Genomic DNA, 1782 nt, shown 5'->3' with positions numbered 1-1782 from the left:
GCAAAAGTTTATACCAGAAGAGATTACAAAAAATACTTCAAGAGCAGAAGTTCCAGCAGTCTGGTTTAACTGATGAAAAACGTTAGTTCAACTTGGCAAATTGGCAGGCGTTAAATACATTATTACAGGGTCTGTAAATAACGTAACTATTAAATGGGTAGAACTGTCTTCTGCAAAAGAAGCTGCTAAAAAATATTTAGGATTGACAGGTTCTTTACTTGCAGCTGCTGCTGAAACGCAAGAAGGTTGGAATATTTCAACAGATTTAACTATAAAAATATTAGATGTGGAAACAGGAGAAGTAGTGTTCGCTAAAAATGTTTCAGGTAGAGAGGTTTTGGGAAAAACACCTACATTTAGTTATGATACTTTAATTGGAGGAATAAAAAAAGCAGCTATGGATGCTGTTGAAAGTATAAGACCAGAGCTTTCTAAGTATTTCAAAATAAGAGGATATATAGTTCAACTTAGAACATCTCCTGATAAGGAAAAAAGATATGCTCTTATAAATGTAGGTTCAAAAATGGGTGTTAAGCCCGGGCAGGAGTTTTTTGCTTATTCTTTCCAATCAATTACAGACCCTCTTACAGGAAAAGAAAGCTGTGATATGTTTAAACTGCCGGTCACATTAGAGGTTACAAATCAGGTTCAGGAAAATAAAGCATGGACAGTTGTAGAAGGGGATAAAGACCAGATTATGAGATTAAAATTAGGACAACTTGTTGAAAGAAAACCTTTAGAAAGTAGTTCACTCAGTAAACTTGGACTTTAAGAGGAAAAGATATGAAAAAATTACTTTTACTGATTGTTGGGTTAATAGTTAACTTTGCATTAGCTCAACCTCCTTTTATTACTTCTGCACCTTTCGTACCGGGCGACAAAGTCTTATACCACTTTGACGGTTCTAATTGTCCTGTAGGGGATGTATCTCCGGATTTTAAAATAATATTCAAAAGTTATGATTGTGTAGATTATAAAGGGAAAAGATGGATTAGACCTCTTGAAAAAGGAACTTTCTTATATCGTCCGTTAAAATTTCCTGAAAATTTTTCAATAGAGTTTACTTATATTGCATTTAAAGATGGAGGACCTTTTGTTAGATTTGGTATTTATTCAAAAGATATAGAACCAAAGATTTTAAAAGGAAATTCATATGTTTATGATAGAGGACTACTTCTTGCCGTTGAAGGTTATTATGACAGGATTAAGTTTGGCGTATCTTCTAACTCAAAAGATGCAGGGAGTTTATTTAGTAATGGATTTAATAGGAATGTAGAGAAAGGACAAATACATACAGTTCAAATTTCCTACAGAAATGGCAGAGTAAAATTTTATATAGATGGTAAAAGAAAAATAATCAAACCTCTAAAGTTTCAAAATAGTATAGGAGGGTTCGGCCTATTTTTCTGGCAGTATTTTGCTACAAGTACGTCTATATCTGAAAGTCCGGCATTGATTACTGATATTAAAATTAGTGAATACACTGGAAAGCAAACTTTTAAGCCTAAATTACAGGAAAACCCGAAGAAAAAGCAGAAAATAACTCCACCAGTAGAATCTAAAAAAATAGAAGTAAAAGCTCCATTAGTTTCACACAAAGCACTAATATCTAAGCAACAACATGTAAGATGTATTCCTTCTACAGGTACTGGAGAAGCTGCTATTACAACTGATTATGCTTCCGCTAAAATGGAAGCTTTTGCTCGTGCAAAATGGGATGCTTTAGAAAAAGCTTTAGGTACTCAGGTTTCAGTTAAAAGCATAGTTGAAAACTTCAAACTT

1 protein-coding gene and 1 pseudogene are annotated in these 1782 nt (G+C 33.4%); both read left to right on the top strand.

Annotated features, from left to right (window positions below):
• The first annotated feature begins 100 nt into the window (after positions 1-100).
• Positions 101-772, top strand: coding sequence for a curli production assembly protein CsgG (locus HG1285_RS02910; protein ID WP_008289007.1), 672 nt, complete (start codon positions 101-103; stop codon positions 770-772).
• 11 nt (positions 773-783) lie between these two features.
• A pseudogene (locus tag HG1285_RS02915) lies at positions 784-1782 on the top strand (hypothetical protein); the annotation flags it as partial.

This window comes from Hydrogenivirga sp. 128-5-R1-1 (genome assembly GCF_000171895.1).
Note: the sequence above shows the minus strand (reverse complement) of the source record. Positions and strands in the feature narration are given on the sequence as shown.